26 protein-coding genes are annotated in these 24,987 nt (G+C 37.9%); 13 read left to right on the forward strand and 13 right to left on the reverse strand.

All coding sequences use genetic code 11. The features are described 5' to 3' along the window. Positions 1-85: 85 nt before the first annotated feature. The 4 genes from FJR09_RS23335 to FJR09_RS23350 all read right to left on the reverse strand — a co-directional run bounded on the left by FJR09_RS23335 (position 86) and on the right by FJR09_RS23350 (position 4,880). On the reverse strand, positions 86-1,138 hold the full coding sequence (locus FJR09_RS23335) for a permease (RefSeq protein WP_015080940.1): 1,053 nt from the start codon (positions 1,136-1,138) through the stop codon (positions 86-88). A gap of 345 nt (positions 1,139-1,483) precedes the next feature. Continuing rightward, the gene (locus tag FJR09_RS23340; RefSeq protein WP_051155195.1) at positions 1,484-2,086 is read right to left on the reverse strand and encodes a hypothetical protein; all 603 of its coding nucleotides are present in this window, start codon (positions 2,084-2,086) and stop codon (positions 1,484-1,486) included. A gap of 361 nt (positions 2,087-2,447) precedes the next feature. Further along, positions 2,448-3,806, reverse strand: coding sequence for a GUN4 domain-containing protein (locus FJR09_RS23345; protein ID WP_051155196.1), 1,359 nt, complete (start codon positions 3,804-3,806; stop codon positions 2,448-2,450). A 96-nt stretch (positions 3,807-3,902) separates the two neighbouring features. Continuing rightward, positions 3,903-4,880: a DUF362 domain-containing protein gene (locus FJR09_RS23350; protein ID WP_015080943.1), complete on the reverse strand. Its 978-nt coding sequence runs from the start codon at positions 4,878-4,880 to the stop codon at positions 3,903-3,905. Between the two features lie 167 nt (positions 4,881-5,047). Here FJR09_RS23350 and FJR09_RS23355 point away from each other — a divergent pair, with 167 nt between their 5' ends. Next, positions 5,048-5,845, forward strand: a complete 798-nt coding sequence (locus FJR09_RS23355; protein ID WP_015080944.1) for a hypothetical protein — start codon at positions 5,048-5,050, stop codon at positions 5,843-5,845. A 12-nt stretch (positions 5,846-5,857) separates the two neighbouring features. Here the strand turns inward: FJR09_RS23355 and FJR09_RS23360 are convergent, their stop codons facing one another. From FJR09_RS23360 to FJR09_RS23370, 3 genes are all read right to left on the reverse strand, one after another. Further along, positions 5,858-6,607 carry a M50 family metallopeptidase gene (locus tag FJR09_RS23360; RefSeq protein ID WP_015080945.1) on the reverse strand — a complete coding sequence of 250 codons (750 nt, stop codon included), beginning with the start codon at positions 6,605-6,607 and terminating at the stop codon, positions 5,858-5,860. A gap of 91 nt (positions 6,608-6,698) precedes the next feature. Next, positions 6,699-6,995 carry a hypothetical protein gene (locus tag FJR09_RS23365; protein WP_015080946.1) on the reverse strand — a complete coding sequence of 99 codons (297 nt, stop codon included), beginning with the start codon at positions 6,993-6,995 and terminating at the stop codon, positions 6,699-6,701. A gap of 46 nt (positions 6,996-7,041) precedes the next feature. Then, on the reverse strand, positions 7,042-7,470 hold the full coding sequence (locus FJR09_RS23370; RefSeq protein WP_015080947.1) for a hypothetical protein: 429 nt from the start codon (positions 7,468-7,470) through the stop codon (positions 7,042-7,044). Positions 7,471-7,930: 460 nt separating this feature from the next. On the opposite strand from FJR09_RS23370, the gene FJR09_RS23375 reads away from it, so the two are divergent. The 11 genes from FJR09_RS23375 (at position 7,931) to FJR09_RS23430 (ending at position 17,089) form a co-directional block, all read left to right on the forward strand. Next, positions 7,931-9,778 (forward strand): S8 family peptidase, encoded by a 1,848-nt coding sequence (locus tag FJR09_RS23375; protein WP_015080948.1) that lies wholly within the window; start codon positions 7,931-7,933, stop codon positions 9,776-9,778. A gap of 350 nt (positions 9,779-10,128) precedes the next feature. Further along, on the forward strand, positions 10,129-10,356 hold the full coding sequence (locus tag FJR09_RS23385) for a hypothetical protein (protein WP_015080949.1): 228 nt from the start codon (positions 10,129-10,131) through the stop codon (positions 10,354-10,356). A 114-nt stretch (positions 10,357-10,470) separates the two neighbouring features. Beyond that, entirely contained in the window at positions 10,471-10,911 is a 441-nt protein-coding gene (gene ureE, locus FJR09_RS23390) for an urease accessory protein UreE (protein ID WP_015080950.1), read from the forward strand. Further along, a complete protein-coding gene (locus tag FJR09_RS23395; RefSeq protein WP_168652723.1) occupies positions 10,889-11,575 on the forward strand; it encodes an urease accessory protein UreF in 687 nt (228 codons plus the stop codon). The genes ureE and FJR09_RS23395 overlap by 23 nt, the downstream gene beginning before the upstream one ends. 5 nt (positions 11,576-11,580) lie before the next feature. Continuing rightward, positions 11,581-12,177, forward strand: a complete 597-nt coding sequence (ureG, locus tag FJR09_RS23400; RefSeq protein WP_168654204.1) for an urease accessory protein UreG — start codon at positions 11,581-11,583, stop codon at positions 12,175-12,177. 208 nt (positions 12,178-12,385) lie between these two features. After that, entirely contained in the window at positions 12,386-12,967 is a 582-nt protein-coding gene (locus tag FJR09_RS23405) for a hypothetical protein (RefSeq protein ID WP_168632602.1), read from the forward strand. Continuing rightward, on the forward strand, positions 12,960-13,214 hold the full coding sequence (locus FJR09_RS25615) for a hypothetical protein (RefSeq protein ID WP_235081860.1): 255 nt from the start codon (positions 12,960-12,962) through the stop codon (positions 13,212-13,214). Before FJR09_RS23405 ends, FJR09_RS25615 begins: the two co-directional genes overlap by 8 nt. Before the next feature lie 17 nt (positions 13,215-13,231). Continuing rightward, positions 13,232-14,182, forward strand: a complete 951-nt coding sequence (locus tag FJR09_RS26310) for a PIN domain-containing protein (RefSeq protein ID WP_168654205.1) — start codon at positions 13,232-13,234, stop codon at positions 14,180-14,182. Positions 14,183-14,235: 53 nt separating this feature from the next. After that, positions 14,236-14,442, forward strand: coding sequence for a hypothetical protein (locus tag FJR09_RS23420; RefSeq protein WP_254433201.1), 207 nt, complete (start codon positions 14,236-14,238; stop codon positions 14,440-14,442). A gap of 187 nt (positions 14,443-14,629) precedes the next feature. Then, positions 14,630-15,193 carry a sporulation/spore germination protein gene (locus tag FJR09_RS23425; protein WP_168654206.1) on the forward strand — a complete coding sequence of 188 codons (564 nt, stop codon included), beginning with the start codon at positions 14,630-14,632 and terminating at the stop codon, positions 15,191-15,193. Positions 15,194-15,544: 351 nt separating this feature from the next. Then, on the forward strand, positions 15,545-17,089 hold the full coding sequence (locus FJR09_RS23430) for an MBL fold metallo-hydrolase (RefSeq protein WP_254433202.1): 1,545 nt from the start codon (positions 15,545-15,547) through the stop codon (positions 17,087-17,089). A 475-nt stretch (positions 17,090-17,564) separates the two neighbouring features. Here FJR09_RS23430 and FJR09_RS23435 read toward each other — a convergent pair whose 3' ends face one another. The 6 genes from FJR09_RS23435 to FJR09_RS23460 all read right to left on the reverse strand — a co-directional run bounded on the left by FJR09_RS23435 (position 17,565) and on the right by FJR09_RS23460 (position 24,630). Then, positions 17,565-18,353 carry a Nif3-like dinuclear metal center hexameric protein gene (locus FJR09_RS23435; RefSeq protein ID WP_168653563.1) on the reverse strand — a complete coding sequence of 263 codons (789 nt, stop codon included), beginning with the start codon at positions 18,351-18,353 and terminating at the stop codon, positions 17,565-17,567. A gap of 39 nt (positions 18,354-18,392) precedes the next feature. Next, on the reverse strand, positions 18,393-19,469 hold the full coding sequence (gene arsB / locus FJR09_RS23440; protein ID WP_371416431.1) for an ACR3 family arsenite efflux transporter: 1,077 nt from the start codon (positions 19,467-19,469) through the stop codon (positions 18,393-18,395). A 225-nt stretch (positions 19,470-19,694) separates the two neighbouring features. Continuing rightward, positions 19,695-20,957 (reverse strand): organoarsenical effux MFS transporter ArsJ, encoded by a 1,263-nt coding sequence (gene arsJ, locus FJR09_RS23445; protein WP_168653564.1) that lies wholly within the window; start codon positions 20,955-20,957, stop codon positions 19,695-19,697. A 102-nt stretch (positions 20,958-21,059) separates the two neighbouring features. Further along, positions 21,060-22,076: an ArsJ-associated glyceraldehyde-3-phosphate dehydrogenase gene (locus FJR09_RS23450; protein ID WP_168653565.1), complete on the reverse strand. Its 1,017-nt coding sequence runs from the start codon at positions 22,074-22,076 to the stop codon at positions 21,060-21,062. 15 nt (positions 22,077-22,091) lie between these two features. Further along, positions 22,092-23,150, reverse strand: a complete 1,059-nt coding sequence (locus tag FJR09_RS23455; protein ID WP_168653566.1) for a PstS family phosphate ABC transporter substrate-binding protein — start codon at positions 23,148-23,150, stop codon at positions 22,092-22,094. Positions 23,151-23,454: 304 nt separating this feature from the next. Next, positions 23,455-24,630 carry an RNA-guided endonuclease TnpB family protein gene (locus FJR09_RS23460; RefSeq protein ID WP_015080961.1) on the reverse strand — a complete coding sequence of 392 codons (1,176 nt, stop codon included), beginning with the start codon at positions 24,628-24,630 and terminating at the stop codon, positions 23,455-23,457. A 64-nt stretch (positions 24,631-24,694) separates the two neighbouring features. On the opposite strand from FJR09_RS23460, the gene FJR09_RS23465 reads away from it, so the two are divergent. Then, complete coding sequence (locus tag FJR09_RS23465; protein ID WP_168651906.1) at positions 24,695-24,859, forward strand: hypothetical protein; 165 nt, start codon at positions 24,695-24,697, stop codon at positions 24,857-24,859. Positions 24,860-24,987 lie beyond the last annotated feature (128 nt).

Raw genomic sequence — 24,987 nt, forward strand, 5'->3', positions numbered from 1 at the left:
TTCCCAGGATTTAAACCCCATACCTCACACCCCACATTTGAGGGGGAAAAAAGAAAATTTTGCTCAAAAGAGACCCAATCTTGATTCAGATCACGTGCAGATTCAGAAATAGGGTGAATAAAAGTGTCAATTGTCCAGCTAATAAAAACAGATATATCAAGGCTTTTGGCTTAAAAATTGAGAGCATTAAACCAATACCTTTAATATCAATCATCGGTCCAAAGACTAGAAATGCTAACAATGACCCGCTAGTAAAGGTGGAAGCAAAAGACAGGGCAAAAAAGGCATCAACTGTGGAGCATATTGATACAACTGCTGCTAATACTAGCATGGCTAAAATCGAGCTAATTGGCCCAGCCCCAAGACTAATAATCAGGTCACGGGGGGCTAAAACTTGGGTAGCGGCGGCGATCGCACTGCCTAATACCATGACTCCGCCCAATTCCCGGAGTTCTTGGATAATATTATCTAATAGGGAGCGGAGTTTCTCTGATAAGGGTTTACTGAAGTTAGAAATTGCAGCGACTTCACTGTAACTATCATCTATGCGTTTCGACGCTCCCGTTGTGCCACCAAGAATATATGTTCCTGATTGCAATAAACTCGGTGTATTAGTTTGGGGTTGTACTTGAGATTGTCGTCCCCTGCGGTTTGTTTTCGGTGGTGCTGGGGGGTTAAATTTAAGATAACGGGCGATTGATGGTTGCAGAAAGGGAACTAAATCCGGTTGAAAGCTGAAGATAAAACCAATAATAGTGGCAATGGCTAGGGAAAATACCACTCTTAACACTACTATTTCTGGTTGATCGCGGAATGCAGTCCAAGTTGACCAAATCACAATGGGGTTAATTGTTGGCGCTGCTAATAAAAAGCCAATCGCTACTGGTGTGGGTACTCCCTGCATCAATAGCCGTCTGGCCACAGGCACATTACCGCACTCACAAACTGGAAACAAAAAGCCGATCATACTGCCAAATAAAGCCCCCAATAGGGGATTTCTGGGCATTTTCTCCACCAATTTACTTTCATCGACAAATAATAGTAATAGACTGGATAAAAATACACCCAGCAGTAAAAATGGCATCGCCTCCACTAGTAGACTGAGAAATATTGTAAAACCATTGTTCAGTTGATTCATGGGCGTTGTATTCAACAGCAGTTCTGAGTTTTAGAGTTTTGTGTTGTCATTTCATTTAATAGGGTAGCGAGAAATATGGCTAACACCAACCTATACTAAAGCGATACGGGGATCATTGATTAAGCAGCTAAAATTAAATCCCATTATAGTGAGGAAATTATAGCAGTCCTCAATAATTTATGAAAAAATTGCTTGTCTTTTGCCTACCATTGCTAAATTTACAACTTAAACTGGCTAGATAAGTTATTAGACATATCGGCACAAAAATATAGAGACGTTCCATGGAACGTCTCTACAAGCAAGTTTTAGGTTGATTCCGTAATCTCTAATTAGTTCAATAAGATATTAGTCTTTCGGACACTCTTTAACTTTGTTTTCTACCCAATTTTTACAAGATAAGAAACCCAAAAAGCCGCTACCTTTTTCTGCACAGTATCCTTTATCAACCTCTACTTGTTCTCTAGGAATTTCTGACACAGTAGAACTTCCACGGACAAATGAAGAAAATTGTCCCCTCTCAACTACTGAATTATCTTGTCTAATCTCGTATTCAAATTCATTGGCATCTCTCTTCACAACAAATGCACTACCACTATGCCGAGTCCCGATACTTATTTTGGTGGACTCTGAGCCTCTCCCTTTACTATAATCTCGATCAGTGTATGGGAAATTGTCAGGAGACATTCCCCGAGAAATGTTTCTGATAATTACTCTCCTGCCATTTTTTGGTGGTTCACTTGAGGATGTAAACCAAGCTTTAGTGTCACTTATATAAGTTGTAGCACTAGGACATTCACCCACATATTTAAACAAAGGCAAAACTATCTGATTAAGTTCTGATTGTCCCTCAACTTCAAACCCAATCTCAGGTGCAGCAGGAGCAGATTGTCCCCAACTCGGCAAGGATTGCATGAATACTAATGGAGTGGACAATACAACAATCTTCATCAAATAGGATATGCAGCGAGTTCTCTTTGACATTTTTCTCACCATAAAGTAAAGAATTTGTAGGTTACAGCACTTCCCGGTGTTATAAGGTACATATCTAGCGGGCAAGATGCCCGCACTACAAGAGTTTCATGATTCAACTTTGTACCTCATAAGAGCGGAAACCGCTGTATTTAGTCAATAAGCTTCAGTTAACGAAGGATATTAACTTGGATTGTTGAGTTCAATTCTTGATATTGAACCGGATTGAACTATGAGGTTAGTAAGCTTGGCTCAATTTATAGCTATATATACCCGCAGCAATTAATAAGCAATAGTTTTATGCTTTTCAAATTGTATGCAGATTCATCTAGGTATGAAATTACTTTATCTTACAACCATCAAAATACGCAATGAAATTTCCCCAAACAGGTCCATCTAAAAATGCTCTAGGGAGATATCCTTTAGGCGCATCTAAAGAGTATTTAAGCTGATTATTAGATAAATATCTACCTCGATAACGCCAACCTAAATCAGTAGCAAAATCTTCAAAATGCTCGTTAGTTGGTTCAAATTTATTACCAAATAAACTCTTCCATTTTTGTGCTTGTGCAGAAAAACCAAAGCGACCTTGGCTTTTAGTTTGCCAAATTTGATTAATAAAGCTTAATTTTCCGCAGGACAATCGAGAAATTGCCTTATCATTGAGTGATCCAGAAGCTTGGCTAATCTCCAGCATTAGAGACTTTGTTTCCTCGTCAGCCCCTTTCCAATCACCTTGAGATAATAATTGTGATAATTTGTCCATACTAGCGGGAAAGTTTCCAGTATTGCCTATTGTGGCTATTGGTTCTTGTTCTGTCTTTGGCGGAATTACACCCCTACTAGGATTAGGAGTAGGAGGTTTCTCACCAATGAGAGCAAAATAGGTATTAATAGGAATTGCCCCATTAAATCCTGTTTTTCCCTCTGGGGATGTTCCTGTTTCCTTTTTTCCAGGTACTAGTTTTTTCACAGGTATGACTGGTTTCTGTATTCTGGTGGTTTGTAACTCGCTCGGATCACTGCCATCTTCTCCACCATAATCACCTTGTCCGTGAATACCGATAACTCTACCAGAAATATCAAACACTGGTCCGCCACTATTACCAGTTTTAGTAGTGGCATCATATACTAGGGTATAACCGTTCTTCTCTTTGCGAAGTAAAGTAGTCACCTTTCCTCGTGTAACTGAATATTCTCTCTCCGTCCCCCCTTTACCAAAAATAGTAGGAAAGCCAGTAACTTTAATATCTGCCTCCCTTTCTACCTCTTGAGAATTTCCTAAAGTAGCGACAGGATAATTTTCCTGGGCTTCAAAAGTAACCACAGCCAAATCTGGGTCATTCTCATTTTGCTGTAATGCCCGACGATCTTTAATCGGATAATCTTTACCAGTGTAAGTACGAATTGTGTAACTAACGTCTGTAGTACAAGTAATTTTTTTGCGTCCCTTTATGGCATCACAGACAACATGATTAGCCGTTAGAACGGTGTAAATTTTTCCTTTTTTATTAATAATTACACCTGAACCTCCGGGAGAGTTATTACCCTCACTATTAATTTGGACTGTAGTTTGTTGGGCAGTGTCCTCAAGTTTTCCCGCTTGCACGGGAATCAAGGCTACAAAAAATACAAATATTGACACCGTAACCGAGAAAATAGCAGAATTATTTTTCAGTATTTGGTTAGATAGATTCATATTTACATACAAATGACTTAAGTGAGATGGTATCACACCTACTTGGTAGAATCAATGGGTTTAGACAGGGAATTTACTCCCTGCCCATACTTTACCTTACAAGCGTCCTCCAGTATAAGCGCTCATAGGTTCTTTGATAAACCTGATGTAAAGATGCCTAAAAGTAGACTTAATCACACGGGGCATGGCAAAATCTATGGGCATTAACTTTTCGGGTAATTGCCAATCTGTAATTTGTAATAAATCGGGTGATAAATTCGGAAAGTGAATATCACTTAATTCTGGACATATTCCCAATCTTTGGGAAGCTGCAACTGTGGGAACTTGTGCGGGTGCAACTTGGAGAATTTCTAGCATTGCTCTATCTAAAGCAAATACATTACTCCCAGCTGCTAGAATTTCTAATTTCCGAGGTTCTCCCCCACTTGGTCCATTACCTTCATGACCAATAATTCCATCTAAAATTGTTAAAGTTGGATTAATTGCTCTGGCAGTTTCTACTAACATTTCTCCAAATTTGTTAGCATCTTTACCTGCTTCCATGTGCCACCAAGCTTTCATTTTCCCAGGAACACAACCAAAGAGATTTTTAACCCCTAAAGTTAAAGTTAATTGCATATGAGATTTAACTTTAGGCAGATTAATAATCACGTCTGCTTCCATTGCTTCTTTCGATAAAAGCAAGTGATTAAAATTGTCGTTGACGGTTTGATAACGTTTCCCGTGAAATTCCACAAGTGGTAATTTTAGTTCTTCTAAAATTGGTAATAAACCATTCGCTATGGCCACACCTTTAGCACTACCAAAAGCGGGACTATCTCCTAAAAATGGATTTCCACCCACAGCAATTACCATTTCGGCAACAGCACGCACTAATTCTGGTCTGGTGGTACATTCTTTAGTAGGACGAGAACCTGTGAGCAGGTTGGGTTTGAGTAAAACGCGGTTGCCTGGTTTGACAAAAGCAGCCATGCCCCCTAAAGGTTCTAGCAGTGTTTCTAAGGATTCTTTTAAAGCTTCCTGTTCGTAGGATTTAGCCCGAATGAGACTAACAGATGGTTTTTGTGTTGACATGGAAAATAATTGCGTTATATTACATTCAGCATTAATACTGTATCAAAAATTAAACTATAGTGGAAAAGTTCTTGCTACTTTGACAAAGATGAATCTAAAGAACAGTTATGGTAGGGAGTTTTATGAAATACTAATTTTGCTAATATTTATTTTATTTCTCAGGGTAGATGAAACAGCTAAAATCACGCTCGCAAGATTTACGCGGCCTATTTGAGAAAAGTATCACTATAGAATATGTAGCCGAACCTCTCAAGGCTGTGTCGGTTGATGCTGATGTCAAAGAAGTATTACATTGGATGCAGTTACAAGATTTTGATGTGGTAGGGGTAGAGACAGAAAATATTATTAGTGGTTATGTGGAACGTTCTCATTTAATACAATGTCAGGCTGGAAAATGTAGCGACTACCAACAGATATTTCATCCCCAAGAATTAATTGCTATTTCCACACCTTTGATGAAATTATTGCCTATCTTAGCACAAAAACCCAGATTATTTGTCTTAGATTCTAACCAAGTTAGTGGTATTATTACTTACGGTGATTTACAAAAAGCCCCTGTGCGAATGCTACTGTTTAGCTTTATCACCCTTTTAGAAATGAATTTGTTACGATTGGTTAGGCTTTATTATCCTCAAGATTCTTGGCAACAATTTCTTAAACCTGATAGACTGGAGGCGGCTCAAAAATTATGGCGTGAGAGTCGAGAAAGAAACGAAGCTACAGATTTATTAGACTATTTACAATTTTGCGATAAGCGAGAATTGATATTAAATCAATCAGAACTACTTCCGCAATTAGGATTGAATTCAAAACGCTCTGGGGAAAAGTTTCTCAAGTCTGCTGAACGTTTACGCAACCGTTTAGCACACGCTCAAAACTTAGTTAGTGGTTCTTCTTGGCAAGAGTTAATTTCTTTAGCTGAAGCTATGGAAAAACTGTTAATTTGTTGTGAACAGATTGAATAATATCAATAGTATTTATTGCTGATTTGTTGAATAGACAACGCGCAAACTTTGGACTAAGATGACCAAAGATGCAATCGCCATTAATAGCCCCCAAAACCAATAAGGTAAAAACAAATATCGCTGCATTTGTCCTGTATCTGATAGTCCTAATGGACCCGCAGTATAACTAAATAAATAATCAAGTTGGTGATAGGTACTTACACAAGCCTGCACACCTAAAAATTGAATTGCAAACCCTTGTACCCAAAGAGGTGTTTTTAAGGCAATTCCCAATATCATCAAACCTAACAGGGGAATGGCCACAAAGCCAAACCAAGAACGCACCCAAATTAATGTGGACAGCAGTAAAAATCCCCCTAAAATTTTTAAACTCAAGGAAGTTGTTTTCAAACTTCGAGAAGCAAGAATTAAGCTGGCACCGGCAATAGGTGGACCCATTGGACCGGCAGCCGCTACTAAGCCAATCCCCAGGTATCCCCAGGTGTTACTTAAAGTATAATGAGCTACGCCAGAACCGTTACCAAAAATTTCTAATTTTTGAAATTGTCCCCCCAACATCAAGGCCATTAAACCGTGACCCATTTCATGAAACCAAGTTGCTAAGATAGAAAATGGGTACAAAATATAATTACCTATGGGTATCTGCCACATAATTGCTGTGACTATAGCCGCTGCTACTAACCAGGTTAGCCCCATTTGTTCTACTTCTGTTGGTGTTTCTTGAGTAAATAAAGGTTTGAAATTTTTACTGGGTTCTCTCATTAGTGACTCTCCTGTCCATAATTACACTAATTAGCTGAATATTCTTACTTCTCTGAGAAAGTAGGAATAGCAAATAAGAGGAAATGGTAATTTATTCCCAAGTGGCTGCATTCCGTAACACAGTAGGAATTTCACCTTGTGATAAGGGAAACTCTAACATTGTTTCTTTATAACCTAAATACCCAGATTCAGTAAATGATAAAAGCATTCGTTCTAGTGCTAACCAAACTTCTGATTCGTATTCCCAATCATGATAACGTCTAGCACGTCCAGCAATGGAACGTAAAGCCCAAAAGTAGGAATTTCTAACTACAGAACCGCCTTTTTTAAATTCTGGTACGTCTTCATGGTGAATAAATAAAATGTTATTTTCAATTCTGGATCTCATAATTATGTGCTGATAACTGAAAGGGGCTATATACCCTCATAATTCTTTACGGTGTTTGCATCTGCAAATTCTTTAATGTCCTCTGTAAAAACTTAGCCCATTCTGCTGCGAGGGGAACTTCTGTAAATGGAACACAAATTGATTTAGGAGTAGTTAATAAAAACTCTAATTCAATTTTTCGACCTTTGGGGGGGGGATTTTCTATATCTACGGCATTACCATTTACTAAAAAACGAATTTCTTGAACATCCAACAAAGAAAAAGTTTCTAATTCAATTGGTCCTTTAGTTGTGGGTTTTCCCCAAGTGATATCATCACCTTTTTGAGCTAACACTGCATAAATATCATATTTAGCCCGTTCAAATTGTTCTGCCCAAATTTGATAAGCTTGAAGTTTCTTAAATTCCTGTGAACCTTGCCACGCTAACCAGAAAAATGCTACTAACAGAGGCAACCATAAAAGACCACGTTCCATAATAATTCGTAATTCCTCTTTGAGAGGAGCGTCGTTAATTTAATTAGAAAACAGGTAAGAAGATAGAATTTTCTCTAAAATCTCCCAAATACCATTTTACAATATCCAATATAAATATAGGTCATAAGCAAAGATACAAAATTTAATGTATTATCTAATATTAGTAGATTGACTAATTTATCATCAGATTTCCCTTAACTCACGCCATCATACCCCGGAATTGATTGAATGTACCTACTAAGTAGGTGAACACAATAAAACCAAACTGTGTAAAGAGATGTAAAATCGCTGAAAACTTCTTTACTCTTGCCTCTGGTTACTGAGCGAAGTCGAAGTATTGCCTCAAGCCTAGTGCTATGACGACAATTTTCAACGCCAACCTACTTATATGAGCTATGGTAGTAAGAAAATTCCCTCTCCGTGCTGTCTTTCTTTGAAGACGGGGATATAAGAGAAAAAAATGAAAAAACTGCTATTGTTGTGCTTGTTTCTCATTGGACTGACTGCTGCTGTGTTTGGGTTTCTGAATTTTCAGGGACTGGCAGCTAAAGGTGAGTTTGAGACAATTTTGCTAGATTTTCGGGAAGATGTGGCAGAAAATGTGATTGAGAAGGATCTACAAGCGATCGCTCAAGAATATCATGTTACCCCCCAATTGGATAATAAATATTCAGCAGCGGATCATGTGTATATTATCAAAGGCGATCGCCAAAGACTCAACGATTTAAGAAAATCTTCCTTTGCCAAAGTTACAGAATTTATCGAGCCAAATTACATTTACAAAATCGTCCCCCAAGGACAAGCCACTTGGTTAGGAGAACTGTTAGCACCGCAGCAAAATGAAGAACCAAGTTCGTCTTTAATTGGTCCAAATGACCAGTATTATAGCAAACAATGGAACTTACACAAAATCGGCGTAGAAGCGGCATGGACTCGGAGTAAAGGTAGTGGTATCACTGTTGCCGTAATTGATACTGGCATTACCAAAGTCCGCGATTTATATGAAACCAAATTTGTCAAAGGCTATGATTTCGTCAACGACACAGAGGCAGCCAAAGACGACAACGGACACGGAACTCATGTCGCTGGTACAGTTGCCCAAGCCACCAATAACGCCTATGGTGTCGCTGGAGTTGCCTATGAAGCCAGCCTCATGCCCTTAAAGGTATTAAATGCTGACGGTGCAGGAACAGTAGCCGACATTGCCGAAGCCATCAAATTTGCGGCTGATAACGGCGCAGACATCATTAACATGAGCTTAGGTGGTGGTGGAGAAAGCCAACTCATGGAAGATGCGGTTAAATATGCCCATAACAAAGGTGTAACTATCATTGCTGCCGCAGGTAATGAAAACACCAACGGCGTAAGCTACCCTGCCCGTTATGATCATGTTATTGGCGTTTCCGCTTTTAGACCTGACGGTGAAAGAGCATCCTATTCTAACTATGGTGCGGGTGTGGATATTTCTGCCCCTGGAGGGAGTGAAACTGGGACAATTCTCCAAGAAACTATTAATGAACAAGGTGAAGGCGTATTTCTCGGACTTCAAGGCACAAGTATGGCTTCTCCCCACGTTGCGGGTGTAGCGGCATTAATCAAAGCCTTGGGAATCAAAGAACCCGATGAAATTTTGCAAGTTCTCCAACAGTCAGCCAGAGTCATTCAAGACGACGGTTTGAACTATTATGGGGCTGGACAACTCAACGCCGAAGCCGCAGTTAAATTAGCCAGCGACGGTATAATTAGTGTTCCTGACTTTTTCCGGTGGTTGCGAGAACAGGGTTATCTTAATCCCGGCTTTTGGATAGATGGCGGAGCGATCGCTTTAGTGCCTAAAATATTCATGGTAATAGGTTCTTATCTTCTAGCTTGGTTCTTACGGGTTTACTTCCCCTTCACTTGGAGTTGGTCTTTATTCAGCGGCTTAACTTTCGGCAGTTCTGGCTTATTCTTCCTCAAAGGATTTTATATCTTTGATCTTCCTCAATGGCCTTTCCGGGTTTTAGGTAGTTCCATTCCCGAACTAGGTAACACTTTACAGGGAACAGACGCATTAAATCCTCTTTTTGCCAGTGTTTTAATTCCTTTTGTTTTAATAGCCTTATTTTTAGGACATCCTAGTTGGAAATGGTTTGCTATTGGTGCAACTTTAGGAATAACAGCTTTTCTGACCGTTAGTGCTGTTTATGATCCTGCCGTTTGGGGTTTAGGAAATAGTAACCTAGCTCGAATTTTCCTTCTTGTTAATGCTGTACTTTGTTATGGACTAGCCCGGTTAGCATTGAAAAAAGACGGACAAACTGCTTAATTAGGTAATTGGTAATTGGTAATTGGTAATGGGTAAGATTTTTTCCTATTATCCATTGCTAACAACTGACAACTGACAACTGTACGGGCGAAGCATTTGGAGAACTATTTTTGGCAATGACCGATAATTTATCTTCCAAATGCTTCGCCCCTACTAACAACTAACAACTGTACGGGCGAAGCATTTGCAGAACTATTTTTGGCAATGACCGATAATTTATCTTCCAAATGCTTCGCCCCTACTAACAACTAACAACTGTACGGGCGAAGCATTTGCAGAACTATTTTTGGCAATGACCGATAATTTATCTTCCAAATGCTTCGCCCCTACTAACAACTAACAACTGACAAATGACTATTACAGCTACAGGTACTATTGAACGTCGGAATATTGGGCTTGGTGCTTGGGCTTTTGTGACAGAAGATGGTGTTACATACGAAATCTCAAAAAGTGCTGATAAAAACTTACTTAAATCAGGACAAAAAGCCAAAATAACCGGAAAAGTTCGAGAAGATTTAATGACAGCAGCGATGATTGGTTCTATTCTAGAAGTTCATTCTTTTGAAGTGATGACATAATTTACGCCTATAGCTATCCTAAATCAGTTATGAACAATTATATCCCCGACTTCTTAGAGAAGTCGGGGATATAACTCTTGCAATATTCACAAATTAAAGTTAATTTCGGGAATTATGCTGACTTTTACCCAACGTCAACCACCTAATGCTGATGCTATAGTGAATATCACTCTTTCACTAACTGCGGAAGAACGAACTCGTAGCCGTCATAAATTTATATTAGCAGATGGTCAGGAGGTTTTTTTGCGGTTAGCTAGAGGTACAGTATTACATGATAGCGATATTCTCACAAATGAAACCGAAAGTATTTATATGAGAATTATTGCTAAACCTGAACCTGTTTTAACTGTATTAGCAGAAATTCCTTTATTATTAAGGGCTGCATATCATTTAGGAAATCGTCATGTTCCTGTAGAAATAACTTCGACTTATTTACGCTTATCTCCAGATGCAGTTTTAGCTGCTATGTTAATCCAATTAGGGTTAGAAATTAAAGAAGAAATCTTACCTTTTCAACCAGAATTAGGGGCTTATGGAAATCACTCTCACGCATAGCCATTTTTTGACAATTTTACAATTAGCAAGTCCAGCTTTACCCGTTGGTGCTTATGGCTATTCGGAAGGGTTGGAGATGTTAATAGAAAATGGTACTATTACGAATATAGAAAATCTCAAAGATTGGCTAAAATCTGAATTAATTTATGGCTCAATTCGCCTAGATGCGGCGATAATGATGAGGGGTTTTCATGCTGTTAAATCAGGTGATAGGTCGGCTTTAAAGCGGTGGAATTTATGGTTATCTGCTGCGAGAGATACGGAAGAATTACGGGCTGCTAGTTGGCAAATGGGACGTTCTCTAATGCAATTATTAGGGAAGTTAGAACCGGAAATTTTGCCTGTGGTGAATGCTGTGGGTTATCCTGCTAATTATGCGATCGCATTTGCTATAGCTTGCGCTCATTGGGATATAAATATTCAAGCTGCTTTATTAGCTTATTTACACAGTTGGGCTAATAATTTAATTACCGCTGGTATCAAACTTATTCCGCTGGGACAAACTGCGGGACAGGAGTTATTACTGGGTTTACAACCTTTATTAATTACTACTGTGGGGGAGATTTTGACAATGGCAGATGATGATTTAGGATGTTGTAGTTGGGGTTTGTCTTTAGCGAGTATGCAGCACGAAACCCAATATACTAGATTGTTTAGGAGTTAAAAATTATGACGGCTTTAAGAGTAGGGGTTGCGGGTCCTGTAGGTTCGGGGAAAACGGCTTTGGTAGATGCTTTATGTAAGAATTTACGGGAAAAATATCAGTTAGCTGTGGTGACAAATGATATATATACTCAAGAAGATGCTCAGTTTTTAGTCCGTTCTCAGGCTTTGTCAAGCGATCGCATTTTGGGTGTAGAAACAGGTGGTTGTCCCCATACTGCTATCCGTGAAGATGCTTCTATGAATTTAGCCGCAATTGAACAATTAGAAGAAAAATTTACCAATTTAGATTTAGTCTTTTTAGAGAGTGGTGGAGATAATTTAGCTGCTACTTTTAGTCCTGAATTAGTAGATTTAACCATTTATGTCATTGATGTGGCTGCTGGTGATAAAATTCCCCGTAAAGGTGGACCGGGTATTACTAAATCCGATTTATTAGTGATTAATAAAACTGATCTTGCTCCCTATGTGGGTGCTGATTTGAATGTCATGGAAAGAGACGCAAAAAAAATGCGCGGTGATAAGCCTTTTATTTTTACAAATCTGAAAACTCAAACTGGTTTAGGAGATGTGATTCAGTTTGTGAATGCAGCTATTTGTTAATTGTCAGAAATGGCTAACGCCACGCTTCGCTATCAGGATTTACAGGATTAAAGGATTTTCAGGATGTTAGCTTGTGATTGATATTATAATGATACGATGTAACTAATATATAGTAATCACAAGTTATCTTACAAACCATGTTTGAATAATTGTCTATCTTAATGTATAATTTATGATACTCAAATTTTCAACAGGTAATAAAAACAAATTGACTACTATCGGAAGTTATCAGGTAAAAGTTTTAATTGAATCTAACACTGAAGAAATTGCTTTTATTTCTCCAGCAAGTATTAATGATCTACCCACTGACTGGACTTGTGACTGGTTGAATATATGGAATAATACCAGTTTTTACTGCCAAAACATAGTTAAGCTTGTTTATAAGGGTAAAGTTTGGGGATTGGTTAAATATAGTCTTTATCCATATTTTTATCCTGAACCCGCTCCTCCCATATTTATGGAAATAAACAATATAGAAGCACACCCTACCAATCGTGGAGATGTTACTTCAAGGTTAATTGAACCTATTGGTAAATGGTTAATTTGGTATGCAATAAAGGTTGCTTTCGAGTTTTGTCCAGTAACATCAGTAGAATCATTCGTTTCGCTGGAAGCTTTGGATGAAGCTGTGGCATACTATAGGGATAAGGTACAGATGGAATATCTTGGTTTTTTAGGTAGCACTCCTAGTGGAGAAGACTTATATGTGTTCAGATTTTCACGAACCGCAGCAGCAGAATTTTGTCAACGACATGAAACCAGATGGGGAAACCCAAAGTTATATGAATAGTAATGAAATAATGGCAGGATCAAAAGAGATAATGACTCATGCTCAAAGACAGGCTTTTTTGAAAACATCTCGTCTAGGTAAGCTACTGGGAGTTGCACATTTACTTCCTGAAGTTGAAGAAGTAAAAGAAGAAATCTCGAAAAATTTACCACACGTAAAACGAATGCGTGGACTATTTAAACCTGGGGAACAAAAAAATCAACAACTTTATTCTAAAGATACAGAAGTTGCTAAACATGGAAATTAGGAGTTAGAGCAGCACCAGTGATTAGAACAGTTTTATTAGACGATGATATTATTCTAGATATTTTGCTAGATAGAGATCCATTTGTACAAGTTTCCGTAGAAATTTGTAATTTAATCGAATCTAAAAAAATAGAGGGTTATGTAACACCAATAACCCTTAATAAAATCTTCAATGTTGGTAAACAAAACGGAGGAGTTGAAATTGCTTGGCAAGCAATAGCCGAGATTAGAACTATACTAAAAGTCTGTATTGTTGATGATAAAATTCTAGCAATAGCTAATTCCTATCAACTTAAAGATTTTGAAATATCCATACAGTTAGCTTGTGCAAAATCTCTTCAATTAGACTACATTATTACTAGGAAATTTGAATATGCTCAATCTTCTCTTCAAAAATTACCAGATTCTTATAAAGAATTTTTTTCTGTAGTCAACCCTAGTTCATTTTTGTTAAGTTTCTTTCCTAATCATGCAAATCATGATTTTTTCAATTCTATTGAATTTTATCTGCTTCGTCTTCAAGAAAATACAAAACGCCTAGAAATTATTCTGTATATTACTAATAAAAAAGATATCTTAGTTAATAGTTCGTTAAACTATCTCTTAGAGTCTATTCCTATTCAATTGATTGAAATTCAAAATCAGATAAACTCTGAAAATAAAATTGCTGCCCTAAAACTAGATATGTACACTATTCTTCGTTATATTTTATATGCAATTTTACTGGAAAAGTTAGTTTTAGATAATGAGTATATCAATAGGTGTCTTAAAGAATGTAATTCTCTTTCTATATGCCGTCAAGCTTTAATTATTGGTTTACAACAAACAAAAGAATTAACTCTTCAAATTACCAGTAAATTTGTTAATGAACATATTGGATTTCCTGCTGTAAATTATAATATTTTAGTTAATGGATTAACTAGATATTTTGATCAATTTATAATTACACTTACGTCGGAAATACTTTAAATAAATTTAAACCTAAATCAGAAAAAGATGTTAAATTAACAGATTCATTAGGTATGATTGAGGAAAAAAATAATATTCAAGTACAAATTCAAGAATTAGAGACAGATTTACAAGCATTTGAGCAACATTATCAATTATCATCTGAAGATTTTCATCACCAATTTAAAACCGGACAATTAGGAGATGACGTAGACTTTGTTGAATGGAGTGCTTGTTATCAAATGTGGTTGAATTTACAAAAGCGTTTAACATTGAAGTAATGTTAAATTGGAAATGTTCATTCAAGTGTTTGTATGAATATTTTAGAAGTTATTGATTTAATCAGTCAAGAAATTAAATACTGTGACATAAAATAGGATGGTAGGAAAAGTAGTTATCATTGATATTTAGGTTTTTTCTTTCCTTCCCCCTCCACTCTTTCTTGTAAAAATCCAACGGAATTACTATATGTATAATTACAAACAAGCTATTTTATCATTATTTTTAGTTGTATCCTGCACTGTTATTAGCAGTTGTGATTCTAACAATACCGCTAATAACCCAACTCCAGAAACAACACCAACCAGCAAAATTAACCCCAGTCCCCAAAGAAAAGTACAAAAGTCTCCAACCCCCGTAGTTGAACCATATACCAGTAATTCCAATACTAAAGCAATCTCTGGTAAAACTACAAACGTCACCGTATACACAAGTGATGCCCAATGTCAAGAGCTAATTCCTCAAAAAGCTGACGTTTCCGCAGCAGAACCCATGAATGAGGCCATAGGTAAAATATTCAAAGAACAAAATACAGCAGATTTCAGCGTATCTGGTTATCGCGTTAATGTAAAAAATGGTGTTGCGATTGTTGACTTACGAGTCGCACCAGATTCAAAAAGACAAGTATCTTCTCTTTCTAGTTGTGAACAGTTTGCATTGTTTAGTAGTGTCCGCAAAACATTAATTAGTAATTCTCAGTGGAAAATTAAAGATGTCCGCTTTACTGAGCGTGGAGAAGAGATTGCCCTGTAATGCTGGGGTTGAATGTGCTATATTTACAATAACCCAAGCATGGTAAAGATTTTCTAGTGATTTTGCCCAAATGCAAAAACACGATATTAAGATCAAAAAGTCCGAAGTTAAGGGGATAAAATCAATGGATATCAAACTAATTTTAGTGGGTTTAACGGTTATATTTACGGTTTCGTGCTTATTTTTTGGTACGAAAAATGGCTTTTATGATTCCGATAATTATCATGGTAATGGTTCTGCACATTAACAAGAGTGACAACTTAGGATTCCCACTTCTTTGAACTTTGCAGAGGAATATTGCTAAAAGCCAACTTTCTCAGCCAATAGTTTGATGGAGGGGAGGAGCAAAGGATGAATAATATATCAATTGATGCGGTCGAAACCACTAATGAGTTAGAATGCTTTCCCTATAGTGTTCAGCATCAAGATGAAGGGGTGTGTCTACTGGTCAGAATGGGTCCACATCGGATCATGTTAGATTTCGGCTTGACAAATATTTCTCCTATATCGCAGGAATTGACTAAATCGGCACAGCATGGTATGTTAGCTGATTTAGTTCTGGTTAGTCATGCCCATCCAGATCATGCTAGAGGCTTATTAACACTGCATCAAGCTTTTCCCCTATTACCTATTTATGCTAGTGAGGTGACAACGAAGTTATTACCGCTAAATTGGCCAGATGAAGAACTACCAGGAATTCTCTCATTTTGTCAGGCATTACCATTGCGATCGCCCATAGAAATCAGAGAAGATCTCATAGTAGAATTATTTCCCGCAGGTCATTTACCCGGTGCTGTGGCGATTCTCCTCACTTACCACACCCCCAACCGTGATTATAAATTACTTTACACAGGTGATTTTTTCCTATCCAACTCCCGTTTAGTCGAAGGGTTGCGACTAGATGAACTCCGGGGTTTAAATTTAGACGTGCTATTAATTGAAGGTAGTTATGGGACATCTCGCCATACCCATCGCCGCAATCAAGAAAATCAACTAGCAGAAAGGATTCATCGCGCCATTAGTGCCGGTAGAACAGATGAGAGTTATTCAGTAATTTTACCAACTCCGGCTTTAGGTTTAGGTCAAGAATTACTCATGCTGTTACGTTCCCATCACCACTTTACAGGTAGAGATGTAGACATTTGGGTTGATGGTGCTGTAGCTGCTGGTTGTGATGCCTATTTAGAACTTTTACCACATCTTCCCGCCGCAGTTCAAAATTTCGCCCGTCACCAACCTTTATTTTGGGATGAACGAGTAAAACCCCGTGTAAGAAGATTAAAGCCAGAAAATCTAGCAACTTTAGGGACATCACCTTGTATTGTTCTTACAGATTCTTCCGCAGATTTACGTAAATATTGTCAACCAAACACAGGCAATTGGTTAATTCTTTTACCTGAAAAAATTGATATTCCAGTTAATCCAGAATATTTAGCACCGACAAAATTTGAAAGTTATCTGTTAGCGCAACATAGTGATGGACCAGGAACAACCCAGCTAATTCATAATTTACGCCCGCAACACGTGATTTTTGTGCATGGTTCTCCAAGTTATCTGGCTGACTTAACTTGTTTAGAAGAGTTACAAAATCGCTATCATGTCCATTCACCAGCCCCAGGGACTCTAGTAGAATTACCGATTGGGGAAACATTTTTACAACCTGCTGCCCCAGAAATTAATTATGAGGGGGAGGTGACGGAGTTGGGAACTGTTATTACCATCACTCTTCCCGATACGGTGACAGCAGATCCCCGGTGGCGATATAACATAGCTTTTTGCCTTTTAACTAGACTATCTAGCCAAGTACAGACAAACCAGTGGCTGATCTCTAAAAGATTTTCGCCAGGGTTAAAATCTGTATTAATGAAAATGATAACATTGTTTCTAATTTCTTAACCGTGAATAATTTTTTTTGTATAAATTTTTGAATAATATCCCCAGGGCGTTACGGAAGCAAGATGTAAGTATTACAAGATTACTCGGTAAGCGTAAAGCTCAGTCACTTTAGTGCTGAGATATAAGCGACACGGGCGAATTTATTCGCTCAAGCTCTTGACTAGTAACAGTAGGTGTGATATACTTTTAAAAGTTCCACAATTTAAGTATAACTAAACAACGTAAAAACTTAACTAATTTGGTTGAGTGCGTAGTCATACCTAACAGTATTGCAGTTTAGGAAAGCTAAATTTGGTGAAAAATGAAATACAAAAATCGAGTACGGTAGGGCATACCGGAATTAACGCTTTAGGAGAATCGACCTCTGTTTTTGTTGGAGTAATCCAGCAATTGTAAGTTGGCTCATTGATTAAAGAATCTCAGTGTCTTTAGATCTGAGAGTGTCAATTGGTCTGGATAGTTTACGGTGATCTAACTAGGATAAAAACTGGCGGAAATCTTCATCTTGCTGGCTCAATTTGACCCAATCTAAGTTAAGGGCTTGAAATTTCTGGACTAAGCGATCGCACGCTGGGCGTTCTGTGGCATAATGTCCAGCATCAATTAATATAATACCACGATCACGGCTTTCTTGAAATTGATGAAATTTACAGTCAGACGTTAAGTAAACTTGGGCATTAGTTTTAACTACGGCTGAAATATAACCTGCACCAGAACCACCTAAAACAGCTACCCGTGAAATTTGCTGTTGTAAATCAGCCATTGGGGAGAAAATTAAATGGGGCGGATTTAATTGAGTTTGAATATTATTAATTACCTCTTGTAATGTCAAAGTGGGTTTTAGCATTCCTACACGCCCATAACCTAAACCTGCTTGGGTAGGAACAATAGGTGATACTTCTTGAAGTTCCAGAAGTTGCGCTAAAACGTCAGCAGTTCCATCTGCCACTTGGTCAAAATTAGTATGGGCGGTATAAATTCCAATATTATGGGTAAAAGCTAACCGCACCATTTCTGTTAAGGCTTCCCCGGTGCGGAAAGATTTGGGAGGGTGAAAAATGAGGGGATGATGGGCAAATATTAGGTTAGCATGGAGAGCGATCGCTTCCTGCATTACGGCTAAAGTCGGAGTTAAACACACTAAAACCCGCGCTTCTGTAGACAAAACACCGGGTTCAACCTGCCAACCGCAATTATCCCAACTTTCGCACCAAGCGGGATTTGCCCATTCTTCAAACCAGGTAATTAAATCAGCAACTTTCATTAAATTTAAATAAATCAATAGTAGATCAAACGTATTTAATTATAATCCTATTGGTGGAGATGCGCGAAAAAAATGTTTCTTGATCCAGAAAGATACACTGACTAAACTAATTAAGACTGGCACTTCTACCAATGGTCCAATCACAGCAGCAAAAGCCACACCAGATTTAATCCCAAATACAGAAATAGCTACAGCTATTGCTAATTCAAAATTATTACCAGCAGCGGTAAATGCCACACTAGCAGCTTTGGCATAGTCAGCTTTAATTTTCCATGCTAGGTAAAAACTACTCAAAAACATGAATAGGAAATAGATAATTAGGGGAATGGCAATGCGGACAACATCGAGAGGAATCTGCACAATCAAATTGCCCTTTAAACTAAACATTACCATGATTGTAAATAAAAGAGCAATTAAAGTAATCGGACTGATTTTGGGAATGAACTGCTGATGATACCACTGCTTACCTTTAGCTTTTACTAAAATAAAGCGAGTCATAAATCCAGCCAGAAAAGGAATACCTAAATAGATAAAAACGCTGTTGGCAATTTCCCCAATACTGATATTGACAATAGTTCCTTGTAAGCCAAATAAAGGCGGTAAAATCGCCAGAAAAAACCAAGCATAAACGCTGTAAAAGAGAATTTGAAAAATACTATTAAAAGCAACCAGTCCGGCTGTATATTCAGTATCTCCCTTAGCTAATTCACTCCAGACAATTACCATAGCAATACAAGGGGCTATTCCCACCATGATTAACCCAGTCATATATTCAGGTTTATCACGTAAGAAAAGCATGGCAAGCGTAAACATAACTATTGGGGCAATTATCCAAGTTAGTGATAACGATAGTCCAAGAATTTTTTTATTACGAAATACATCTCCTAATTCTTCATATTTTACCTTTGCTAAGGGTGGGTACATCATCAAAATTAAACCAATAGCAATGGGAATGTTAGTAGTTCCTACTTGAAAATGATTAATAAAAACTTCTATAGTGGGGAAAAAATAGCCTAAACCCACTCCAGTTGCCATTGCCAGAAATATCCACAATGTCAAAAAGCGATCCAGAAAAGAAAGGCGTTTTATAGTTGGTTGTTTAGTTACATATTCCACTTAATTAACCTCTATAAATTTAGTTTCAGATCCCCGACTTCTTAGAGAAGTCGGGGATCTTGTTGTCATTATAAAATCTGTATTTATTACAAATTAGTATTTAGGCAAGAGGCAAAAACTGTCACCAATTGCCCACTACCATATTTAAACTCAAATAAATTCTGGAGTCATCTCACTACAGTAGGATATACCTGTTTACATAGCATATCTTTAGACTGGGAAATATTATTCTCCGTCTCCAGTTTTCCAAGCTATAGATTTACTAGGTTGAGGATTAGGTAACTTCAGAGAAACTAAACCTGCTGCGAATACGAAAAACATTGATGTCCACAGACAACCAACTAAGCCAAATATTTGATAAACCAAACCGGATAAAACTGTACCCACAAGACGACCACCGGAGTTTGCCATATAGTAAAAACCCACATTTAAAGCGACCTTATCATCATCAGTAAATGCTAAAACCAAATAGGAATGGACAGCGGAATTGAAAGCAAATACGACACCAAAAACGAGAAGTCCAGCAATAATTACGATATTAGCGGGTAAACCTAATTGTAATGCCAGAGCGATCGCACCGGGAACAGCCGTTAATGTAAATGTCCAGAATCGAATAGTTTGAGATTGAGGTGGACGACCAGAACCAAATCGCTGCATGAGTGTTGGTGCTAAAAATTGAATAATCCCATAACCAATCACCCAACAAGCTAAAAATCCCCCCACTTGATAAAAAGACCAGCCCAAAGTCCCACGTAAAAACACTGGTAAAGCCACAACAAACCATACATCTCTAGATCCAAATAAAAAGAATCGCGCCGCCGAGAGAATATTTATTTCTGCGCTTTTAGAGAAAAGTTGGCTAAATTTGACCTTTTTCTTGATTTTACCCATGGCTTTGGGCAGCATTAACCCAGAAAACATAATTAAAGCCAGTCCCCCAGCCATAATCCACAGGGAATGAATAAAACCCACAGAACTGAGAAGGGCGCTACCAAGAAAGAAACCAACACCTTTCAAAGCATTCTTAGAACCTGTGAGTACAGCTACCCACTTAAACAAAGAAGATTGGGCATCTTGAGGCACAACCAAGCGAATGGCGCTTTTAGAACTCATCTTCGTTAAGTCCTTAGCAATTCCCGAAAATGCCTGTGCAACCATCACATAAAGGACTGAAAGCCACTGCGCCCACCCTGGATTCAGAAAAGACAGCATAATTAAAGAAAACACCTGTAATCCAATCCCAGTATAAAGAGTTACTTTTAACCCAAACTGAGAACCAATCCAACCGCCGAGAAAGTTTGTAACAATTCCAAATACCTCGTAAAACAGGAACAGAGAGGCAATTTGAATAGGTGTATAACCAATTTTATTAAAATAGAGCAAAACCAACATTCGCAAAGCCCCATCAGTCAAAGTGAAGCCCCAGTATGCCAGTGTCACCAGAATATAATTCTTGAAATTAGAATTAGAAGCAGTAGTAGAAGCCATGATTAAAAATTCAAAATTGTAAATACAAACTAAAAACCCTCATTCTCTCTGCGTGCAAAAATCTTTATGGGGTAGGACTGAAAACCCACCCCTAGAAAACCATTATTTCTGCAAACTTAACGCCACCTTTCGTGCTAATTCAGTCATGCGGTTAACATAACCCCATTCATTGTCATACCAAGCCAATATTTTCACCTGAGTTTCGTTGATAACCATTGTCGAAAGGGCATCAATAATTGCAGAACGAGGATCATCTTTATAATCAATAGAAACTAAAGGACGTTCTTCATAACCCAAAATTCCTATTAACGGTTTTTGTGCAGATGCAGTTTTTAATAGATCATTAACTTCGGCTATTGTGGTCGAACGTTCAACTTCAAATACACAATCTGTGAGAGAAGCATTTAACAAAGGTACACGCACGGCTAAACCATTTAATTTACCATTCAATTCTGGATAAATTAACCCAATAGCTGTGGCTGAACCTGTGCTAGTGGGAATTAATGACATACTTGTAGCCCTAGCCCGACGCAAATCTTTATGAGGTGCATCTACAATAGTTTGAGTATTAGTATTGTCGTGAATTGTGGTAATTACTCCATGTTTAATTCCTAAACCTTCATGAATTACTTTTACGACTGGGGCTAAACAATTAGTAGTACAAGAAGCTGCTGTTAATAAATGATGTTTATCAGCTTGATAGAGGTGATCATTTACCCCCATGACAATATTTAAAGCCTCTTGTTTAACAGGTGCAGCAACAATTACCTTCTGCACACCTCTTTTAAAATATGGATCAAGGGTAGCGGGGGTTCTAAACTTACCAGAACATTCCAAAACTATATCAACCCCAAAATCTTCCCAAGGAACTTCACCCGGTTGAGAATATTCAGTAAAACTGAGAGATTTACCATCAATAACAACTTGGTTTTTGACCGCTTCTACTTCTGGTGTCCAACGCCCATGTACAGAATCAAATTTGAGTAAATGTGCTGCGGCTTCTGTTCCACCTTTGGTTTCATTAATGTGGACAAATTGTATTTCTGGCCAATTCCAAGCAGCGCGAACGGACAACCTTCCCATGCGCCCGAATCCATTGATTCCTACTCTAATTGTCATGATTTTTATTAATTACTAAAATTGCTTTTGTTTGCGTAACAATTGCCCAATAGTTAGGTTAAACTCCGATTTACCACCAAATACTGTTCCGGCTTTGCCTTTATACAAGTGGATAGAATTAAGTTTGTAAGCTTCCTCTGATAAGGGAACATAGCCAACAGAACTGACTATTTTTGCCGCATTTTTAATGTAGAAATCCGCAAGGTTATACACTAAAGTTTTGTTTTTACTAGACCGAAGATTGACATATATGAATAGAGGTCGAGAAAGTGGTTGATATTTGGCTTTTTCTACTGTTTCTGGTGATGGTAAAACGGCACCTTTACCACTATTAACTGCTAAAACTTTTAACTTATCTTTGTTTTCTTGGTAGTAGGCATAACCAAAGTAACCCAAAGCATTAGGGTCTTTATTAACACCAGTAACTAAAATTTCATCATTTTCACTGGCTGTGTAATCTTTGCGACTGGCTTTGGCTTTACCGACAATTGCTTCGGTAAAATAATCATAAGTTCCAGACTTACCACCAGGACCATATAATTTAATTGGGCGGTCTGGCCAAGAATCTCGGACTTGATTCCATTTTGTAATTTTTCCTTCAGCCGCAGGTTCCCAGATTTTTTTCAATTCGGCTACTGTAATGTCTTTTGCCCAAGTGTTTTGGGGGTTAATAGCAATGGTTACGGCATCAAAAGCTATGGGTAATTCCATGTAACTTACGCCATTTTTCTTGCAAGCTGCCATTTCTGACTGGTTAATTGGCCGAGAAGCATTATTGATATCTATTTTACGAGTACAAAATTTTTCAAACCCACCGCTAGTACCGGAAATATTTACTTGTATTTGACTATTATTTTTTAGGTTGGCTTGGTATGCTTTAGCTATGGACTGGGTAATGGGATATACGGTACTAGAACCATCTACTTTGATAAGTGCGTCAGTGGCAGAGTTAGTAACTTTTGTCGCTTCACTTGGTTTTTGAATATTTTGGGCAAGACCAAGCGTATTTGTAAAACTGCTTGTCAATGCTAGTATTCCGAAAGTTAAGACTAATTGGCTTGCTGTTTTATTCACTGATTTCACCTGTATAATTAGTGAGCAGACTATTTATCCTATCTACCTGTCATTTCAAGAAAAGTTAATATGTTAACATTGACTTTATCACTAGATACAACAATTAATTAAGAAAAATTGATGTATTGTTTATACATAGCAAAAAGAATGCTTTTAGCCGCTTGCGAGTCTTCAAAATCAAAAGACGTTTGTTCACCAACCTCAATCCGAGTAGCAGGTTTTGGAGTGACGTACTCCACACACTCCCTTATGCCTTGCGGCACGCTTGCGCGAACAGGTGAGTGTGGGCTTCTCGGCGACTCTTCTATGAAGACATTGACCGAGCTTTAAGACCGTGCGCCCCACGGTTCTTGATATTTACAGCCGCATTTAGATCCCGGCACAAACTGACCTTACAGTTAGGGCAATTGTGTATTCTTTGGGATAGCGGCTTTTTAACTTTTTGACCACAACTAGAACATTCTTGACTTGTACCATTGGGATTTACAGCGATTACTTGGAGTCCAGCATTTTCGGCTTTGACTGTTAGTATTGAAATAAATTGTCCCCAACCAGCATCGTTAATACTTTTTGCCAATCTTGTTTTAGCGAGTCCTTTTATATTGAACTTTTCAACAGCTACTACATCATACTTTTTGAGTAAATCGTTTGCAGTTTTAAAGTGGAAATCTTTGCGGGTATCTGATACTTTCTTATGTTGAATACCCAGTTTTTTTATCGCTTTTTTACGACGATTAGAACCTTTCTTCCTACGAGAGACGCGGCGCTGTGCAGCTTTTAATTTGCGTTCAGCCTTGCGTAAAAACTTAGGGGCTGCAATTCTGGTATTATCAGAAGCAACAATAAAATCAATTAATCCTACATCAATACCAACAATATTATTAGCATTAAAATCAGGTTTAACCGTTGGAACTCTTTTATCATCAAGGCTTAGAGTGATATAATACCCGTCTGCTTTTTTAGTGACAGATACAGTTTTAATCTCAAATCCATCTGGAATTTGACGATGAACAATTACTCTAATATCACCTATTTTTGATAACGTAATTCTGTTATTAGTAAAGTGATGCTGCTTGAATTGGGGGTAGGTAAAAGTTTTGTATTGACCCGCACCTTTGAATCTAGGCTTGCCTGATTTTTTACCATTCACATCACCTTTTAACCATCGGTCAAAGGCTATCTCGACCTTCTTGGGGACTTCTTGTAGCACCTGAGAATGAATTGTTGTGTACCAAGGACGGTCTTTTTTAAGTTTGGTTAATGATGCTTTTTGGCTGTAATAATTCGGTTTATCCTTGAGTTCTGGTAAATGACAAACGAAAATGGAACATCTATCAATAGGAGAACGGTTTTGTTCGTACCAATGGAAGCGTTGAGCCAGTTGATAATTGTACTGATACCGTAGCATATCTAATGTTTTATCAATCTTTTCGGCTTGTTCTTTCGTTGGTTGCAAACGGTATTGATAAGATGTTCTCATGTTTTTTGTTTCCTTTCGACCTGTTTATAGCATAACATAAAGGATAGCCATTTGCCACCTCTTTATGAAAAATAAAAGATTAAGTCTGAGAATCAGCGAAAGAAGGATGCGAGTATTGCAAACTTACGCCGCAGTCAAAGATAAAACTATTACGTCCTTAGTCGAAGATTGGATAGATTCTCTCAAAGCGGAAAATGTTCATTCGTCATTGACCAACGATCTTGATTGAACTACGTTCAATTTCGCCCGTTGGGCAATTCCTCACTCGCGCGTATTGTATTCATCCCACGCTCCGGTATAGTGAGCGTGGGGCTTCTGTCGGTTAAGCTAAAGTGAGGTAAAAGCTTTTTCCTCGCG

This window comes from Dolichospermum sp. UHCC 0406 (assembly GCF_009712025.1).
GTDB lineage: Bacteria > Cyanobacteriota > Cyanobacteriia > Cyanobacteriales > Nostocaceae > Dolichospermum > Dolichospermum lemmermannii.

Bases quoted from the DNA above. Each gene is read 5' to 3' on its own strand.
- FJR09_RS23375 (WP_015080948.1), top strand. From the start codon at position 7,931: ATGAAAAAACTGCTATTGTTGTGCTTGTTTCTCATTGGACTGACTGCT.
- FJR09_RS23385 (WP_015080949.1), top strand. From the start codon at position 10,129: ATGACTATTACAGCTACAGGTACTATTGAACGTCGGAATATTGGGCTT.
- FJR09_RS23345 (WP_051155196.1), bottom strand. From the start codon at position 3,806: ATGAATCTATCTAACCAAATACTGAAAAATAATTCTGCTATTTTCTCG.
- FJR09_RS23395 (WP_168652723.1), top strand. From the start codon at position 10,889: ATGGAAATCACTCTCACGCATAGCCATTTTTTGACAATTTTACAATTA.
- FJR09_RS23465 (WP_168651906.1), top strand. From the start codon at position 24,695: ATGAAAAATAAAAGATTAAGTCTGAGAATCAGCGAAAGAAGGATGCGA.
- FJR09_RS23370 (WP_015080947.1), bottom strand. From the start codon at position 7,470: ATGGAACGTGGTCTTTTATGGTTGCCTCTGTTAGTAGCATTTTTCTGG.
- FJR09_RS23365 (WP_015080946.1), bottom strand. From the start codon at position 6,995: ATGAGATCCAGAATTGAAAATAACATTTTATTTATTCACCATGAAGAC.
- ureG (WP_168654204.1), top strand. From the start codon at position 11,581: ATGACGGCTTTAAGAGTAGGGGTTGCGGGTCCTGTAGGTTCGGGGAAA.
- ureE (WP_015080950.1), top strand. From the start codon at position 10,471: ATGCTGACTTTTACCCAACGTCAACCACCTAATGCTGATGCTATAGTG.
- FJR09_RS23420 (WP_254433201.1), top strand. From the start codon at position 14,236: ATGATTGAGGAAAAAAATAATATTCAAGTACAAATTCAAGAATTAGAG.
- FJR09_RS23425 (WP_168654206.1), top strand. From the start codon at position 14,630: ATGTATAATTACAAACAAGCTATTTTATCATTATTTTTAGTTGTATCC.
- FJR09_RS25615 (WP_235081860.1), top strand. From the start codon at position 12,960: ATGAATAGTAATGAAATAATGGCAGGATCAAAAGAGATAATGACTCAT.
- FJR09_RS23355 (WP_015080944.1), top strand. From the start codon at position 5,048: ATGAAACAGCTAAAATCACGCTCGCAAGATTTACGCGGCCTATTTGAG.
- FJR09_RS23450 (WP_168653565.1), bottom strand. From the start codon at position 22,076: ATGACAATTAGAGTAGGAATCAATGGATTCGGGCGCATGGGAAGGTTG.
- FJR09_RS23435 (WP_168653563.1), bottom strand. From the start codon at position 18,353: ATGAAAGTTGCTGATTTAATTACCTGGTTTGAAGAATGGGCAAATCCC.
- FJR09_RS23460 (WP_015080961.1), bottom strand. From the start codon at position 24,630: ATGAGAACATCTTATCAATACCGTTTGCAACCAACGAAAGAACAAGCC.
- FJR09_RS23350 (WP_015080943.1), bottom strand. From the start codon at position 4,880: ATGTCAACACAAAAACCATCTGTTAGTCTCATTCGGGCTAAATCCTAC.
- FJR09_RS23340 (WP_051155195.1), bottom strand. From the start codon at position 2,086: ATGAAGATTGTTGTATTGTCCACTCCATTAGTATTCATGCAATCCTTG.
- arsJ (WP_168653564.1), bottom strand. From the start codon at position 20,957: ATGGCTTCTACTACTGCTTCTAATTCTAATTTCAAGAATTATATTCTG.
- FJR09_RS23335 (WP_015080940.1), bottom strand. From the start codon at position 1,138: ATGAATCAACTGAACAATGGTTTTACAATATTTCTCAGTCTACTAGTG.
- FJR09_RS23430 (WP_254433202.1), top strand. From the start codon at position 15,545: ATGAATAATATATCAATTGATGCGGTCGAAACCACTAATGAGTTAGAA.
- FJR09_RS23360 (WP_015080945.1), bottom strand. From the start codon at position 6,607: ATGAGAGAACCCAGTAAAAATTTCAAACCTTTATTTACTCAAGAAACA.